The organism is Bacteroides sp. 3_1_23 (assembly GCF_000162555.1).
In the GTDB taxonomy this organism is placed as follows: domain Bacteria; phylum Bacteroidota; class Bacteroidia; order Bacteroidales; family Bacteroidaceae; genus Bacteroides; species Bacteroides ovatus.
This window is the reverse complement of sequence record NZ_GG774956.1, coordinates 104,801-123,258: the sequence shown is the minus strand read 5'-3', so window position 1 is coordinate 123,258 and position 18,458 is coordinate 104,801. Positions and strand designations below refer to the sequence as shown.

The 18,458-nt window shown below is 39.4% G+C and carries 11 protein-coding genes and 1 pseudogene; 2 read left to right on the top strand and 10 right to left on the bottom strand.

Annotated features, from left to right (window positions below; all coding sequences use genetic code 11):
- The first annotated feature begins 8 nt into the window (after positions 1-8).
- Positions 9-1,079: an SGNH/GDSL hydrolase family protein gene (locus HMPREF9010_RS01445; protein WP_008651682.1), complete on the top strand. Its 1,071-nt coding sequence runs from the start codon at positions 9-11 to the stop codon at positions 1,077-1,079.
- Positions 1,080-1,778: 699 nt separating this feature from the next.
- On the opposite strand, the gene HMPREF9010_RS01450 is transcribed toward HMPREF9010_RS01445, so the two are convergent.
- The 10 genes and pseudogenes from HMPREF9010_RS01450 to HMPREF9010_RS01495 all read right to left on the bottom strand — a co-directional run.
- Positions 1,779-3,191, bottom strand: coding sequence for a DUF5009 domain-containing protein (locus HMPREF9010_RS01450; protein WP_008651681.1), 1,413 nt, complete (start codon positions 3,189-3,191; stop codon positions 1,779-1,781).
- Complete coding sequence (locus HMPREF9010_RS01455; RefSeq protein WP_032852974.1) at positions 3,188-5,842, bottom strand: alpha amylase family protein; 2,655 nt, start codon at positions 5,840-5,842, stop codon at positions 3,188-3,190. The genes HMPREF9010_RS01450 and HMPREF9010_RS01455 overlap by 4 nt, the downstream gene beginning before the upstream one ends.
- 7 nt (positions 5,843-5,849) lie before the next feature.
- The gene (locus tag HMPREF9010_RS01460; RefSeq protein WP_008651676.1) at positions 5,850-7,283 is read right to left on the bottom strand and encodes a calcineurin-like phosphoesterase C-terminal domain-containing protein; all 1,434 of its coding nucleotides are present in this window, start codon (positions 7,281-7,283) and stop codon (positions 5,850-5,852) included.
- Positions 7,284-7,305: 22 nt separating this feature from the next.
- Positions 7,306-8,709 (bottom strand): alpha amylase family protein, encoded by a 1,404-nt coding sequence (locus HMPREF9010_RS01465; RefSeq protein ID WP_008644145.1) that lies wholly within the window; start codon positions 8,707-8,709, stop codon positions 7,306-7,308.
- A gap of 53 nt (positions 8,710-8,762) precedes the next feature.
- Positions 8,763-9,761 carry a phosphodiester glycosidase family protein gene (locus HMPREF9010_RS01470; protein ID WP_008651675.1) on the bottom strand — a complete coding sequence of 333 codons (999 nt, stop codon included), beginning with the start codon at positions 9,759-9,761 and terminating at the stop codon, positions 8,763-8,765.
- Positions 9,762-9,855: 94 nt separating this feature from the next.
- Positions 9,856-11,553: a DUF5018 domain-containing protein gene (locus tag HMPREF9010_RS01475; RefSeq protein ID WP_004308394.1), complete on the bottom strand. Its 1,698-nt coding sequence runs from the start codon at positions 11,551-11,553 to the stop codon at positions 9,856-9,858.
- Between the two features lie 18 nt (positions 11,554-11,571).
- Positions 11,572-13,233 carry a RagB/SusD family nutrient uptake outer membrane protein gene (locus tag HMPREF9010_RS01480; protein ID WP_004297563.1) on the bottom strand — a complete coding sequence of 554 codons (1,662 nt, stop codon included), beginning with the start codon at positions 13,231-13,233 and terminating at the stop codon, positions 11,572-11,574.
- 18 nt (positions 13,234-13,251) lie between these two features.
- Positions 13,252-16,476, bottom strand: a complete 3,225-nt coding sequence (locus tag HMPREF9010_RS01485) for a SusC/RagA family TonB-linked outer membrane protein (protein ID WP_004319081.1) — start codon at positions 16,474-16,476, stop codon at positions 13,252-13,254.
- Between the two features lie 52 nt (positions 16,477-16,528).
- A complete protein-coding gene (locus HMPREF9010_RS01490) occupies positions 16,529-17,692 on the bottom strand; it encodes an AGE family epimerase/isomerase (protein WP_008651671.1) in 1,164 nt (387 codons plus the stop codon).
- Positions 17,693-17,732: 40 nt separating this feature from the next.
- Positions 17,733-18,230 (bottom strand): annotated as a pseudogene (locus HMPREF9010_RS01495) (MFS transporter); the annotation flags it as partial.
- An 80-nt stretch (positions 18,231-18,310) separates the two neighbouring features.
- Between HMPREF9010_RS01495 and HMPREF9010_RS25780 the strand changes: the two are divergent.
- Positions 18,311-18,458 (top strand): BNR-repeat neuraminidase N-terminal domain-containing protein (locus tag HMPREF9010_RS25780; protein WP_157453738.1); only part of this gene is annotated, 148 nt, incomplete at its 3' end.

The window sequence follows — 18,458 nt, the reverse complement described above, 5'->3', positions numbered from 1 at the left end:
TTCAAAATATGAAAAGAAGAATTTGTTTTTTTATAATGCTTTTTTTGATGTGTCATATATATGCCCAACTAGTATATCATGATGCATCAAAGTTCCCTCTATTAGGAAAAGCCACCGAAGCCACCGGAACACGATATGAAAGACTTCCGGATTCATTGAAAAATATCTCCTGTGCTCCATTATGGAATTTAAGTCGTAATTCTGCCGGAATGGCAATACGTTTTCGTAGCAATTCTACCACGATAGCCGCAAAATGGGAAACACTCATCAATTTTCACATGAATCACATGACTGACACTGGTGCAAAAGGTCTAGACCTTTATTGTCTTCAGAAGAATGGGGAGTGGCGTTTTGTAAACAGTGCCCGTCCGAATGGAAAAACAAATCAAGCAACAATCATTGCTAACATGCAACCGGAAGAGAGAGAATATATGCTTTATCTTCCTCTCTATGACGGTTTGGTTTCCCTATCTATAGGGATTGATTCGTTAGCTACTATCGATCAGCCTTTAATTGATTATCCGATTCGCCAGAAGCCGATTGTATTTTATGGAACCAGTATTCTTCAAGGAGGTTGTGCTTCACGTCCCGGAATGGCACATACAAACATTATATCAAGAAGACTGAACCGTGAATGTATCAATCTGGGATTCAGTGGAAATGCACTTTTAGATTTAGAAGTTGCCAAAGTGATAGCCGAGGTAGATGCCAGTGTTTTTGTTTTGGACTTTGTGCCTAATGCTTCTGTAGAACAGATGAAAGAACGCATGGAGACATTCTATCGTATCATTCGTAGTAAACATCCGGATACGCCAGTTATTTTTATAGAAGATCCTATTTTCACTCATACACTTTATGATGAGAGAATAGCTAAAGAAGTGCAAAGAAAGAATGACACATTAAAGGAGATATTCAATCGGCTAAAAAAGGAAAATGAGAAAAATATCATTTTAATCTCTTCAAAGAATATGCTGGGAGAAGATGGAGAAGCCACAATTGATGGTATTCATTTCACAGATTTAGGCATGATGAGATATGCAGATTTAGTTTGTCCAATCATTAAGAAAGCAATCAAATAAAATAGTGACGCTATCGGCTCGGTATAGCGTCACTATATGAAGCTTATAGCAACGCTATCCTATTGACATAGCGTCACTATTTTTAATACTCCTAATAGATGGCTTTTTATATGTTATATCGGTAAAAACAAATCTCCAAATATCAAAATGGTAAAATATCATTTTGGTATTTGAATGATGCTATAATTGAATTTATTCAGCTTGTTAACTGGACATAGAAAAGAATCGCGTAGATTAAGCATTAGTATTATTCAGAAATTAAAGAAATCCTTCCTTTATAGAGCACAATCATTTCTATTTAATATCATGCATTACATAGTGAATATATTTATCAATCTTTTCGTGCTTTTTGTTTAATAAAACAAATTCATCAAAGCACTTCTAATAAATCAATAAATCATGTTTTTACGAGCAGAATATGCTTCCTTTTAAATGTACGTGACGTTTCTTTAAAACCAACCGTGTGTTTCTTTAAAACTAACCGTACGTTTCATTACAATCAAGCGTGTGTTTTTCTATAATAATACGGTAATTTATATGCAAATGACCGTTCTTTTATTCGTAATTATGCATATAAATACCGTATTTTATTGTTTTCTCTTTCTACTTTCTCTCATTTACAAAAAGTGAGAAATAATAAAATCAAAGAAAGAACGACAATATGTCGATCAATTTGATATAAACTAATCATATTGATATTTATGTTCTCCAAAACCACTTGATTTTTGTGAAGAACATAGTTACTAAAACAGCTAAAGAAGTAAGGATTGCTCCCTGAAGAAATCCCAACCAGGCATTTTGTTGAAAATAAGATAATAATGAAGCAATTCCAAGTATATTAGCCAATGGCATAATCAACAAATCGCCGACCACATAAGCTATCATCGGATTCTGACCGGACATCACCAAAAAACGAGTACTTTTCACACACCGGAAATAATCACAAACGATACTTAGAAATAAAAGAGCTAGAAAAGCCAGTCCGGAAGTGACAAAGAAATAACTAAAAGTAGTTGGATCTTTTTTAATACCATCCTGGAAAGGCTCAAAGCACAAACCCAGGAGAAGTAAATATGCCCCTGCGTTAAACAACTTTCTCCATAATAAAGCTATTCCATCCACTTTACGTGGAAATATACACTTACCAGCTAATAACAATAAAACAGTAAACACAAGGTTGACAACCAAATTACGAGTGTATAGACCGTAAAGATTGCTAATGATGATAACAACGGATAATATCATCAACATAATACTCATTTTATGATAAGGAGATGTAGCATAATCATCCGTCTCTTTTTGATATGCTTTCATCCACTCCGCTAAATACTCCCCGGCTATACTGCCGGGAATAACGATAAATAAGTATTTCAAATAATCAAACCGATACATCCACGGCAGAGGAGTATAATTAAATACACTCTGTGTCCACGAACCGTCAACCGTACTCCCTACTATCATAGCCATCAGCAATATCAGAATTCCTAAACGCATCCAACGATTATGCATTGTGAAAATGTAAAGGATAGAACCGAAAATAGCCATATTAGCCAACAGCAAAATGATAATGTTGCTGGAGAATAAACTGAATGTTTTCCCATCCGCATAAGAAGTGGTAGCCAACATAATGGCAGCGACAATGTAAGCTCCCACTTTTATTGAAATATGTACCCAATCCGGCATTTTCAAAGGAATGCGCATGAACATGGGAAATAGAACAGCAAAACAGAGTATAGCCAGCAGCCATGCTCTGATATCCTGCGGAGAACTTAACATATACGGATAAAAATGCTGGATGAAAATAGCAAAGAAAGTCAACTGAATCCCCCGTTTGACAGCTTCATAAACCAGTTTTAATTTTGAATCACCTTTTTCAGCACGCTTCCTTATGGAAAAAGGAAACGCGGCTCCCATAGCGAACAGGAAAAAAGGAAACACAAGATCTACCCAAGTAATACCGGGCAACAGAGGATTAAACACATGATCTGGCGGAGGCGTTTGAGCATGACTCATCCAACCGGGAAGAACATGCGTTACGATGGTAGCCGAAAGCACCATCGTAATAATTGCATATCCCCGTAAGGCATCTAAAGCTAAAGCTCTGTTGTTCATAAAGCTCCCCCCTCGCGCATTCCTTTTTCTACTTCTTTCCAAAGATTCTTTTGGATGATGTGTACTATATCGAATACCATTAGTCCATCCGATCGACGAAGGTTCATCTCTATTGTTTCGGATAATTTCCCCGGATTATCATAGAACTGATCCACCAAGATGCCGCCCATAAACTTGTTGTCTTTAAGAATCTGACGCAAGTGCTGACAGGAACCTTCTACACAGTACCATGTACCGGCTTGAGCCTGCGAATCAGTCTCGTTCCAGATGTTGCGGTTCGTTTTCTTGTATTCCTCTATCGTTATGTCTGTATAGTAATTTCCGGTTGCATACAAATCGATCAGTTCCGCGTATCCGTAATTTTTATATTCAGGAGTGGCCCAACTGAAGTCTTTAGCCGGATCATACTTTTTGCTGGCGAAATTAACTCCCACTTCATAGTAAGACGGATACCAAGCTCCGGTATATGTGCCGAAAGAAACTTTTGGATTGGCGGCTTTCACTTCCTTACGTGCCAATGCCATAAAATCAGTAATGTTTTTCGTTCTCCATTCCATCCATTTCTGGAAATACTTTCCCGGTTGTGTGATAAACTTCCCATCCGTATTCTTCTTCCACACAAAAATATCTTCGGGGAACTTCGCCACTTTCTTACCTATATACGCTTCAAACTTTTCGCGTGAAAGCGGTGAGAAGTCGGCTGTTATACCATCATAGCGTACGCGGTCGAGCATCAAGCCATCCAAATCAGGGTATTTGGTCACTACTTCTTTCAGTACATTTAGAATATGCGCACGATACTCCTCATTCAGAGGATTAATCATAGCACCATATTTTTGTTTTTCTTCCGTAATCGGAATAATGCCTTTATCGGGAGTATATACCATGGATGCCCAGTCCGGATGTCCACTATATACCATTCCACGATCGAAATAATTGTGTCCGGCACAGAATACATTTAATGAAGCATGAATCTCAAGACCCAATTCGTGCCCTTTTTTAATGAAGTATTGCAAATAATCAAAATTCCCGGCCTTTGCGCCTTTCCACTCTTTCATTTGTGGAGCAAACTGACTTTGATAAAGTACTTCTCCCGTAATGGGCCGTATATCCACTATTGCATGAGTGAAACCTACTGATTTGATTTTCTCCAAATAATAGTCAATCGAGTCTTTATGGCTGAAACGTTCGAAGTTAGCTTCGGCATCGAACCACATTAACGCAGGTTTCTTTTTGATTACAATCCGGAAAGGAGAAGCAGGAATAGCCGCATTATTGCATAATTCTCCCAACATATAATTCCGGAAACAATAACGTACCTCTATGGGGTCATTGATCGAATCATTCCAGACCTTTACAGTAGAAGAACCACTGATAATTTCCGCTTTGGCCGGTCGGAATATACCATCCGTCCCCACTATTTCAAATCCTTTCACGTTTTGATTTTCCGGTGTCAATCCTTCTTCACCATGTTCAAAGTCTATTTCTACTACGTTCCCTTTTACCCGGTGGAATTTGTATATAGGACCGGAATATTGAATACCTTTACGATGATACGTTTTTGCCAATGCCCAATAAGCCAGTCGTTCACCCACCTTTATCTTATAGGGCGAATGAATAAAGTTTTCACTCCCGGCATCACCTGTGGTCACCATTCCAACATTTGGAACAGCTGACATCAGCTCCAGCTGGCATTGACGGAACCAAGCCCAATCCAGTTTATCATTGCCTTCCGATTTCCATGGTGCAATCTGTACGTAATAAAATGGCATTTGGGGATTGTTGAAGAATGTTCTCCATTGAGAAACCATTGCAGGAAATAATCTCTTATATAATCCGGGATCGGGTGTGTTTGCTTCACCTTGATACCAAATCACTCCTTTAACAGGAAATCCTTTCCATGGATTCACCATTGCATTCCACAATAATGTAGGAGTCCCTGCCGTCCACCTGAACTCTTTCTGTATTACATCAGGCAATGCTATTTCCGGAAAGCCCGATAAAGTCTCTTTATTCATCCAAGCCTCTATTTTTGACATACTCCAGGAACAATGTATCAGACCGACAGGAACATCCAAAGATTGCTGTAACTGATTGCCAAAGAAATAGGCAGTTGCACTGAAATCAGCGACATCTTCCGGAGAGGCTTCTTTCCATTCTCCGTCCACCCCAGCTTCCTGTGGAATGGTACTCCAGGCATTTTTTACAGTATAGAGACGCAGTGGACGTTTGGGATTAGCAGATACAATGTATGGCTGGGAACCAAACACAGGCTGTCCACGGAATCCTTTCACTGGCATTTCCATATTCGACTGTCCGGAACAGAACCAGACTTCTCCTATTAAAATATTCTGCAATGTGAGGTCCTCTCCATCCGAGAACGTAATACTATACGGACCTCCAGCTACCGGTGTTTGGAGAGAAAGTTTCCATTCACCTTTTGCATCAACATTCGTTTGGATTTTTTTATTATTCCATGAAGCGGTAGCCTGCACACGTTTTCCCGAAGTCGCTGTTCCGGAAAAAGTAACTTCCGATTGTTGCTGTAACACCATATTATCCCCCCAAATGGAAGTAAGGGTTACTTTCGCTTCTGTTTTCAGGAGAAACGAGAAGCATATCAATAATATAAAATATTTGGCTTTCAACATATGATTCTTATTTGTTTTCGACAGCTTCAGTATACACATTGCCGAAGCGATCTGTTGCTTTCACTTCTATTTTAGCATTTTTATTACGGGGAGTAGCATGAAATAGATGTTCGGTAAGAACTGGGGAAATCCATTCATATTTCACCTTTTCTTTGTCAGAACAGATTGCTTTGGCTGCAGGATCATATCCTTTGTAGCGTTGCATTTCTCCCATTCGCTTTCCGTTTTCATACCATTCCACTTTCCACTGTTCATCCCAGTTCCATACGTTAGCAATAATATCGGAAGGGTACTCGTCAGATGATCCGGCCTGATATACATGTAATTGATGCTCTTTCGGGTAGCCTGCACTTTTATATAGCCATTTCACTTGGTTCCCGTCTACTTCATATACCCCATATCCCCTCGGAGTACCATCCACATTAATATCTGCACGCCACCAAGTACCGCATACGGCAGCTGTGTTATGTTCCATTAATGAGTCATTAAAACATACGTTTACATTAAAATGTGTATGTCCGGAAATGATGTGGGCATTATAACCTTCCAATAATTTATATAGTGCAGCTGTATTGACCGTTTCATCTTGATCTAGCGTGTTATATCTTAGCTTCTTCTGAAGACTGGAAGGAATGTGCATCACTACAAAGACAAGTTTGTCTTTGGGCACATAAGAGAGGTCTTTCTCCAGCCATTGGAAAGTACGTTCATCAATGTAACCTATATATTGATAATCACGGTTGACATAAAAGCAATTGTCAAGCACGATATAATGAGCATTACCTTTATTTAATGAATAGTAGATAGGACCGAAATAACTTTCGAAAGTGCGATAAGAATATTCAAAAGTACGCCCTCCATACGTCATGTCGTGATTACCAATTGCCCGATAGATGGGAATCTCTAATGATGATACCGTATCTATATAGGAAGGATATAAAGAAGGAGTATCTCCTACGATATCCCCACAATCTATGCCGAATACTTCTTTTTTGCCCATATACGGACGAATATATTCTTTCATATCTTGCAGATATTTAGCATAAGCCTTTACGTCATCTTCGGAAGTAACCTGCGCATCTGCCTGCACCAAAAACAAATGATTGATCTCATTTTGCGGATTTCTTACCAATTCGAAGTCGTAAATATCTTGCTTGGCCGGATTCAGCTTCTGATAGAATAAAGGTATTGTTTGTTCTGTTTTCGGTAAATATCCGGAAGGAGTGGATAAATAAATGAAACGAACATCCCTATTAGGGGGGAGAGTATATTGGCCTTGCTGGTCAGTCAAAACACAGTCTATTCCGTCGGTCACTACTACCCCCGGGACTCCTGTCCCATTACAGGTTACTTTCCCGCGAATAGGGTTAGAAGGAATCTGGGCTTGTAAATTCAAGCCCAGACCTATTAATAAAAAGAATTGTAATAAATATATTTTCATAATTAGTTGGTTAGTTCAAACCTCATTCTTCGATAGATTCCAGATATTTATCAAAGCCTGTTTTAAAAGCGTTCCAATAGTCGTATTTCTTAACGTGGCAAAGGTCGAAGGCAAAGAAGCCGTCACTATTACTGATACAAGCATCAATAGTATCCGGAATTTTTGCAGATTGTCCTCCGTCAGTCCATCCGGTACTGTTACCGATATCTGGTCCGCCTGCAAAAGGTACATCTCCTTGTAACAGTTCACGTCCATTCTTACAAAAACCTTCCATGGTCCATTCGCCACTTCCATATATATTGTTCACGGAAGCATAAGCACCCAAAAAGATATAGTCCAAATGGTCCGCATATCCATAATTCTTATAATCGGAAGTAGCCCATTTCGGATAATAAGCGGAGGTGTTGTATTTAGGGCTGGCCCAGTTCACGCCTGATGTATAGTATGTTGAATACCAGGCACCAACATAAACTCCAAACTTGATATTGTTATTGACAGATTTAACTTTCTCGCGTGCCTTTACTATGAAATCATGAATAACTTTCGCTCTGAATTCCAACCACTTCTTAAAATAAACAGGCTGGTCAGAAGGTATTTCATCCGTACCGGGTGCCATAATATCTGCCGGGAAGTTTGCTACAGTTTCACCGATGTATTCTTCGAACTTCTGTTTGGAAATATCTGAAAAATCGCTTTCTAAGCCATAGTCATCATAACGACAACGATCCAATATGATGCCATCCAAATCATATTTAGCCAAGTCGGCCAACAACTGTAAAACAAAGTTTTGTACATCATCATTAGCGGGATTGAAAAATTTCGCTCCATAATCGGTTTCATCGTCCAACAAATCCATCGTATTGGTTAGCCCGTCAGCTAGATTAGCTACACTAGCCCATCCTTTTTTTGATTCATCACGGAACAAGACTCCATCATGTCCTAAATTATACGGACATAAATAGCCTCCTACAAATGTATTGATAGAAGCATTCACTTTTAATCCTTGTATACGAGCCTCCTCAATAAATGCCTGTAAATAATCCCAAGTTTCCGTCCTTTCATAATAACTATATCCGGAATTACCCCATACATCCATACGTTTCACCTGATCTACAACATTAGTATTGAATAATACATCTCCTGTAGTGGGACGTACATCGACAATAATATCAGTGAATCCTGCCGCTTTTATCTTTTCCATATCTTTGGCTATGTTTTCCTTACTATTGGCATAGTCAGGAAAATTAGCAGCCGCATCAATCCAAATATATCGTGGCTTAGCTTCTGCAACATCCGGCTCGTCCGGCTTTTCTGTCGAATTATCGTTCCACGGCCATCCGGGAATTCCATCAGAATCATCACTACAGGAGGTTATTGTAACTGCTCCCAAGAAAGTCAGTATTAGTATTTTTAGAAATTTTCTCATATCATACTTGTTTTATTAGGTATATACTGCCTGATATATCCGCAGTACATTTTTTATTTAAGAGTGACTACTGATGCTACGGATCTTTCGTCTCCGCTGGAGTCACTTGTCTTGATCGTCTCTTGCCCATTGACTAACATGCAACTGGAACCACCGCCATCCAAATTGATAGCATCCGTACATCCCAGTGTTTTCATGATATTGGCTACATTTTCGGTGGTCATACCGGCAACTCCCGTTGTCATTCCATCTCCTTCACACACAAAAAGAATCATTTTCTTATCATTGGTGATACCAATAGCCGAACGAGGTCTGTTCGCCGTGGCGCCAATATCTGATAAGATTTCTTCTTCGTATGTATTCTTTATGTTTCCATCCAACAGAAGTACGGGGCCACCGCCTATTCCTGTTTTAGCATTTAAGACAGTTCCTGTAGACGGAAAATTTTCGTCAGGAGTTGTTTCTGATTTTACCGGTGAGGGCTCTGAATACCAATAAGTAACATTGGATAGTGTTGTGTAAGTCCACATTGATTTGAATGAGCCATCATTCATTTCACAGAATGCAGCTAATACAGGATACCAGAATGGACCGTTAGTCCAATCTTCTGCTGTTACATCATTGTTCTTACACACCATTTCACCGTTACGCCATATTAGGCTTAATGACCCCTCATAGAAGAAACCTCCATTGATTACAATTGTGGAGTTGTTCTCTTCATAAAATTCTTTTGGCTTTTTCAATCCAGTCTTTTCTCCTAATACACCAAATGCTGCCTTACTCATATCACCTACCGCAATATAAGCTATCGCTTTTTTGCCTTCCAGTGTTTCTGGTGATTTATATACGTTGATATGTTCAGGCAAGGTTCCATAAGTGCTTTTCACATTGGTCCAGCCTAAATTTACAATATCAGGATTGGCTTCAACAGGTTCAGTTGGAGTCTCCGGCTCCGCCCATGGCCAATCCGGGATATCAGTGTTATCATCACCACATGCTATGAAAAAAGGCAGTAATGATAATAACCATAACATTTTTTTCTTTGTTGACATATAGCTACTCCTTTAAATGATTTACAGATTTCTTTATCCCATATATGATGAATGGGTATTTTCTCATCATATATGAGATAAAGAGATCAATTAATTATTTGTCGATACAATCAAACTCATATCCTCCGATAACCTTACAGTTGTTATCCACGTAGTAAGCACGGAGCTTATATCCATCTGTTGTCGGAGCAAGCAATACATCACCTGTTGCAGCTACACCATCGGATGAATTGTATGAGGAAAGTGAAGGATTGAATGACAGAGCATCTGAAGTAGATATTGTACCAGTGAATGATCCGTCTGACGTTACATCATACATATATAAGCATGGAGTTCCACCCCATTGCGGGAAATGAGCTGTACATACCAATACAAGATATTGTGCATTATTAAAGCTTCTTGTATCCAGACAGTTGTTATTCATTGCCCAAGAATTACCATTGTCGGAGTCTTCCAGAGATTTACTTGCATTATTATTTGTTCCATTCACCCAATAAAGAATGTTAGAATCATAGTATGACAAAAAATAATCACTTTGAGCAGTAGTTCCTTTAGTCACAACTTTAGTGTTTGATGCGGGAGCTCCCCAATTACCTACACCATTCACTGTTACTACTTGAGGACTTCCCAATACACCGTCTGTTATAATCCAACGAACAAACTTATTGGAACCTGAACTGGCTGTTCCGTCACAAGTAGCAATAATAGAGGCATTAGTATTAATATCTCCTTGAACAGACACTTTCGTACCCATATCTAACCCTGTATTATTAGTATAAGTAGTCAATAAAGTTGGAGCAGTCGTAACAGAAGAAGTCTTATAGATTGAGAAAGACTTGCCATTAGTAGCCTTCGTTGCTAATAATATATTTCCCCTACTATCACTTGTCATACATCCTAAAGATGCAACACTCACACTACCCAAAGTTACATTACCAATCTTATTTCCCGTAGATGCATTGTAATATGCAGGAGTTGTGGTACCATCACCCAAGCAAACTACCAGATTATTTCCGGAAACAGCTAAAGAAGGTGCATTTGCTCCAGTCCAAGGTAAGCCGATAACTCCCATATCCAATTTAAATAATTCTGTCTCACTACCTTTTCTATATCCGTAAGGAATCTTATCCGGTACTGCTTTTTGAATAGTATAAGTTTGCTTTGTCACTCCATCGTGAGCAATCACTGTAAGCTCAACAGGTGAATTAAAATTAAGAGGCTCTGTTTTAGGATCCGGTGACATGGTCGCATGAGCCGACAGTGAATAATCTGCCAAGCAAGAAGATAAATCTTCCGCAGAGATTAAAGATACAGTTTTGTGGTCTTCATCAATAATACCTGTAATGTCTTCAGACGGTATTGAGAAACTTAATAACTGACACTTAGTAGACTTAACTCTTTCGCCTGTGATGCAGATTTGTTTCTTATATCCTTGAGCGTCTGTATAAGTGAAATAATTCTCTTTAGTCAGATCGAGAATTGAAAGAACCGGTTCAATAGTACAGTTTGGTGCCAACTTTGCCTGAATCCTCATCGCTTTCATATATTCTGAAGTTTCATTATCACTATTTTCCGGATAATACCATGGCATAGGAATTACATACTTATCTACAGAAGCATCTGCAATAGTATATACCACAGCCTCTTTATCCACGTATGGCCCAGAAGTAAAGAGTGCAGTCAAGCTCGTGATTCCCTGTCTGTCCGCAGTAGGAAGCACATATTCCGGATCCTGGCAAGAACTCGTGAGAGCCAAAATCCCTAATAATAGATATAATATATTCTTTTTCATAATGTTTTCATTTTAGATTTATTGCCATTCTGCATATTGAGTTACCGCACCGTTATTGTCCAACTCTGCCTGTGGCATTGGGAAACGATACATCTTAGTCGGGAAATTACGATCTTTATCATCACATTCTGTATAAATGTAAGTGAAAGACCCATTTGCATTTTTCTCTATTTTCATTCCATGAAGACGAATACCGGTAAATGCTGTCGCAGATAATTTCCAACGACGCATGTCCCAATAATAATGTCCTTCATAAGCAAGTTCTACTTTGCGTTCCTGACGGATGGCTTTCATTAAATCATCCCCACTTTTGTCTGTGTAAGACAATCCCACTCTGTTACGAATATCTTTTATGTCTTTATTTGCCTTATCCGTATAGCCATTCAGATGATAACATGCTTCTGCATGATTCAGTAATACCTCTGCGTAACGAATTTCTGTCCATGGCTGTGTACTGGCTTGTATGGAAGTAAAATTATGAGCTTCATCTACCAGTTTACGTAAATAATACCCGGTAGTAGAACGTCCTTCCGGTTTGGCATCTGTTTTCCATGCAGCCCAACCATCAGTACCGTTTACGAAAGATTCTATCGGTCTGCCTTTCCATGTTGCTCCATTATAGAGAATGGTAGCTTTAAAACGTGGTTCCAATTTGGCATAAGGAGGAGTCGTTGTAGTACCTTCAGCAGTATGCCATGCACTCCAATCGGGGAAGCCACTACCATCTGCATATTCATACGATTCAACCATTTCTTGTGTCGGGGTACCGAATCCTCCGGTCATGGAATTGCCGTCGAGCGCTTTATCACCTCCAGGAACCATATATCCATCAAAGTCATGAGTCACAGTGGAACTCTTATCATAACAATATTGTAGAATGGCTTCTTTGCTTCCTGCTTTAAAGGCATTTGAATAGTCTTCTTTTGCTTCTAATTCATAACCCATTCCCATCACCTTTTCAGCTGCAATACGAGCGTCATCCCATCTTTCCGCATACAACATAGCTCTCGATAACATTGCATAAGCAGCTCCGCTAGTTAAACGTCCGTTAGGAGTTTTATCAACAGGCAAATGTTCACCGGCATATTTTAGATCATTATATACAAAATTCCATCCGTCGGCTTCCGAACTAACTGGCATATCCTTTTTTATATTATCCAGATTCTCATCGTATATAATCACTTCTTTATAACGCTTTAATAAATCTGTATAGAGATACCCTCTGAAGAAACGCATTTCAGCTTCCAAGCGTTCTTCATCAGCCTGACCAAATGAAGCATATTTCTTTAATTTGTTGATACCTTCATTGACACGGCGCACATATTCGTACATCGTCCCCCAGTTGCCAAGGTAAGTACTAACATAATTCACTGTGAGAACAGAACCTCCATAAGCAATTTCACTAGGTATCTGACATTTAGCCATATAATTGTAGGAACCATATTTAAGCTGATCTGTCAGAGCTTCTGTCATTCCTGCCAAACATTGTCCATCCCTGTAGACTCCTAAATAATCTATATAGCGATAGAAATCGTTGACTGCCTGTTCTGCATAGTCGAGTTTACTCCATACAAGTTTATCTGATGCTCTGTCTGTTGGAGTCATGTCCAGATAATCACTACATGAGCCAAGCCCTAAAGAGGCTCCCAACAATATGATACTTAATACTTTTGTTTTCATAATAGAACTTTTAAAGGTTTAGAAAGTCAAAGTTATACCGCCCATAATGGTGCGTTGTTGAGGATAGTATCCGTTATTTACTCCCGGAGATTCAGGATCGATTCCATCAGGAAGACCGGAAATCGTGAATAAATTAGAACCTTCTACATAAATTCTAAGATTCTGAATGCCGACAGGACTCATCCATCTCTTGGGGAATGTGTAACCCAATTGTGCGGATTTGAGACGAAGGTATCTACCGTTACGCAACCAGAAAGTGGAAGCTAATCCATTATCTCCTCCGTGTCCTTGATTACCCAGTGTAAGTCGTGGGAATGTTCCATTCGGATTTTCTACTGTATATGCATTCTGAACCAGATATAGTGGTGAGTTGGCACCTTCTTTAAATGCCTGTGTCCAGACTGTATTATCGTCATATCCATTGTAATAAGTTCCTGTCAACGATACATCAAACAGTGCACCTCCAGTAAATTGTGCACTTAAATCGAATCCATTCCAAGCACAATTCAGGTTCAAACCGTAAGTTAATTCGGGACGATTGCCACGTCCAACACGTGTTCTGTCATCTTCGTCTATTTTACCATCACCATTTAAATCTCTGTATTTGATATCACCGACATTAGGACGAGTGCCATACCAGGCTGAATTGTCTATTTCTTCTTCCGAACGGAATAAGCCATCTGCAACCCACACAACAGAAGCATCAACACTACGTCCTGTGCGTTTTCTCCACTCTACTGTGTTCGGACTATCTGGATAACGGAGATAACGGTTTCTTGCAAATGTCAGATTGAAGCTTGCGCCATAGGAGAATGGCTTACCTGCCAAGTTTAATTTATTACGATGACTCACCGTTACTTCAACGCCTTTGCTATCCACCTTATTATAGTTGGCATAAGTATAATAATATCCTCCCATAGATGGCGGGTAATCGCCTCCCATTGCTGTCAAAATATCATAGGTATAATTATAGAATGCGTCAAACTCCATTCCCAACAGACCATTCCACATCGTAAAGTCAAATCCTGCATTGTAGGTTAAGGTGTTCTCCCAAGTTAGAGTAGGATTGGCAATTACAGAGGCGCGTAATGCTTGCATTACTTTTCCATTCAGAATTGTCTGGTATGCATTTTTGTTACCATCCATCAAATTGTAAGTACTAAGGAAAGCATACGGACTCACTGCATCGTTTCCTAATAAACCGACAGATGCACGTATCTTCATATCATCCAGAAATGTCAGACTAGACATAAAATCTTCTTTAGATATTCTCCACGCTACTGACGCTGACGGGAAGAATGCCCAACGTTTCCCACTAACATTGCCGGCAAATTTGTAAGAACCATCATATCGACCTGTAAACTCTGCCAAATACTTATTGTCATAGTCATATTTCAAACGAAAAACATAACCAATACTACGGTTTGCATCACTGTATCCCGAGATTGGAGAGTCTGCAGGTTGTCCAAAGCTCAATTCCGGTAGTTCAGAGAAACTCATGTTTTTATTATAGCCGGAGAAACTGTTTTCTTTATAATCCCGGATTTCTGCCAATACCATTGCTTCTACATTATGTTTTCCGAAGGAGCTTGCATAGTTTATACTTCCTTGGCCTACCATCTGATGAGAACTATACTGTCCTTCACCTAAATTTATTCCATTTGCTGTGCCGCGAGGATCGTCTGCTTTAGACCAAGTCCAATCTGCTGTCGAAGTCGGCATTTTATGTATATATGTGGAGTAAGGCGTATTCAAATTCTTATTATGAGAAGTTGTATAGTCATAAGCTCCGGTTACTTTTACACTCAAACCTTTAACCCAAGGCACATTGTATTGCAACGAGATGTTGGTCTGCAAATCAAAGCTATTGGTATGCTTGTATCCGGATTCATAAATAGCAGCCAACGGACTGTTGGGCAGACTTGTGTTATTCTGTGTAGTAGCAGTATAAAGTCCGTCATATGTTTCCGGCAAATAGGGATGCATCATTATAGTCTGATGAGCTACTGACAACCAACCTTGTTCACCCAATTCGGAATTAGAATCCGTACCGCCTGAAGCATATCCCGGAGTTTCACGTTTACCGACATTTCCTGCAATACCTAAACTTAACTGGAAGTTCTTAGCCAGTTGAGTCTCAAGATTAGTTCTTAAATTGTATCTCTTGTAAGAGAAATTGTCAATGTTACCTTTTTGACCTAAATAACCCACAGAAGCAAAGTAACGCATCTTATCACTACCTCCCTGTATTGTTACATTGTGTTTCTGATTAATACCAGTTCCGAATACTTTATCAATATAGTTAACATTATCCCATCCGTCAGTAGGATCACCATTCAACATAGCTTCCACATTCGCCTTTGTAAAAACGGGATTATATTGACTAATGTTTGAAATGCTTCCATTAGCCATTTTATCCATCATGTCAGCCATATTATAATAATATGCAAATTGAGGTCCATTCATAAACTGCGGGAAGTTTGCATTCATAGATGCTCCTATTGAACCATTATAAGTGATTTTGGATTTTCCTTCCTGACCTTTTTTTGTAGTTATAATAATAACACCACCGGCTCCTTTTAATCCATAAACAGCTGCAGAAGCTCCATCTTTCAAAACAGATACACTTTCGATATCATTAGGGTCAATATCATTAATAGAACGAGGCATTCCGTCTACTATATAAGTAACATTATAAATAGAGCCACGAACTCGTAATGTAGCCTGATCGTCTCCGGGTTCACCAGATACTTGAACAGATGAAATACCTGGCAAACGTCCACCTAAAAGACTCGACACATTGGTTGCCGGTGCTTTCAGCAGTTCGTCGCCTTTCACCGCAGATACGGCTCCGGTTAAAGATTGCTTCTTGGCAGTACCATATCCTACCACAATCACTTCATCCAAAGCTGCCACATCATCTTTCATAACCACATTAATGGTCGTCTGACCTGCTACCTTTATTTCCTGATCTGACATTCCAACATATGAGAATGATAAAATGTCTTTTGCGGTGGCCTGAATGCTATATTTTCCATTTACATCTGTAATAGTGCCATTAGTAGTTCCTTTTACGACAACACTTACTCCTGGTAGCGGTTCTCCTATACCATCAGTAACAGTTCCTTTCACTAAACTCTGTGCATGACTACTGATAGCACATGCAAATAGCGCGCAGATTGAAAACATAAATATTTTCAATATACGAGAGTTCTTCTTGATTTTTGAGTTAAACTCTGTCATAGAATTAATTTTTAGATTATTAATATAGATTGGTTAACATATCCATTATTGTTTATAGCTGTTCCAATACTTTCCAGCATTGGTATAACCCTCTTGGTACATGGAAACATCCTTTCCATTTTCCTCCTTTGAGTGGTAGTAGCACTTCACCTCTCCGATTTAAGTATCCATACCATTCGGGATGCTCTTTATCTTTAAAATGGGTCCATGTATAATCGTGTACTTTTTCAAACCATTCCAGACATTGGTTATCTCCGGTCAATTGATAACTCTTCAGAAGAGATATGAGTGTTTCAATATGCACCCACCAGAGTTTCTGGTCCCATTCCAGTTGTTGGGGAGGACAACCGTTACGATCCATAAAATAGTAGATACCTCCATATTCTTTATCCCAACCATATTCAAGCATTGTAAGAGTGATGTTCTTAGCCTTTTCGATTAATTCCGGACGGTTTAGGCGTTTCCCTAAATCCATTATAAACCACATGGCTTCAATCGCATGGCCAGGGGTAATCTGCCGTCCTTCAAAGCAATCTATCAGATTACCATTCACATCTACATTCTCAACAATGATACCACCAAGTTCGGGACGATAGAAGACAGACATAACTTCATGAATACAAGTATCCATCGCTTGTTCCAAATAGTCCTTGCCTAAAATATGCTCAATTTCCATAGCAAGATTGCATAGTATCATCGGCAGGGCAAAATTTTTTAGATTACGAGTGCCCGGATGAAGTTTATTCCATTTACCTTTCGGATTATCTACTTTGGAAAGGATAATATCGAAGGTTTTCTTGGCAATGTCAGCATATTCCTGATTACCGGTTGCAAGGCTTAATTGCCCGAAAGCCATGGCAGCGAATGTATATGAAAAGATATTGTATGGTTCTACCAATGGTCTACCCAAACGGTCAAGGGAAAAATACCAGTTATAGTCTCCATCATGTCCATATTTTTTTAAAAACTCACCACCTTGAACGGCACAATCCAGCCATTCCTTACGTTTTTCCACTTTATTGTAAAGCATAGAGAACATCCACACTTCGCGGCCTTGCAGCCAGATAAATTTATCTGTATCGAAAACTCTTCCTTCACGATCCAAACAGGTGAAGTAGCCTCCATATTCATGATCTTGTGAGTTTTCAAGCCAGAAAGGAAGAACATTATCCAAGAGTTCATCCTTGTATTGATTTGCCAGTTTCTTAAAATCCATACATCTTTTATTATTAAGTTATTAAGGTCTTTTTGTTTTACTATTCCGAACGGGTCCAATATCTTTCAATCTCTTCCAGCGACTTCCCGGTAGTCTCCGGCACGAGTTTCCAGACAATCAGCATATACGGCACGCACATGAGGGCGAACAGGAAGAATGTTCCGGCGGGGGTAAGGTTCTGGAGCATCCAGGGGGTTAACTGTCCGATCAGGTACGTTCCGATCCACAGAGCGAATCCTGCTATCGACATGGCCAGTCCGCGAACCTTGGTGGGATACATCTCCGAGAGGAGCACGAACACCACGGCACAGATAGACACGGCACAGCAGAATACATAGAACAGGAAGAAAACGAGCAGGAAGAGGCTGGATACTCCCAGGGAATCTCCGAAGAGGAAGTACAGGCCGATGAGAATCAGAGAAACAACCATTCCCGAAACTCCGTAATAAACAAGTTTCTTGCGGCCTACCTTATCAATGATGACAAGAGCCAGAACGGTGGTCAAAGTATTGACTAGTCCTACCAGAACTTGGTAAAATGAAAGTTAACTGTTTGCATAGCTGTATTATGGTAGAAAAGTTTTATCTTTATCGCGTTAAACTAACTAATACCCCCATTATGAGAAGAATTTTTTATTTACTTTTCCTTGTCTTATTAGGCTATTCTTTTGACGTAAAAGCTTCAGACACAGTGTTTATCCATGAAACACAAATCCCGGTTTTGATAGAGCGGCAGGACAATGTTCTGTTCTATATCCGGTTGGATG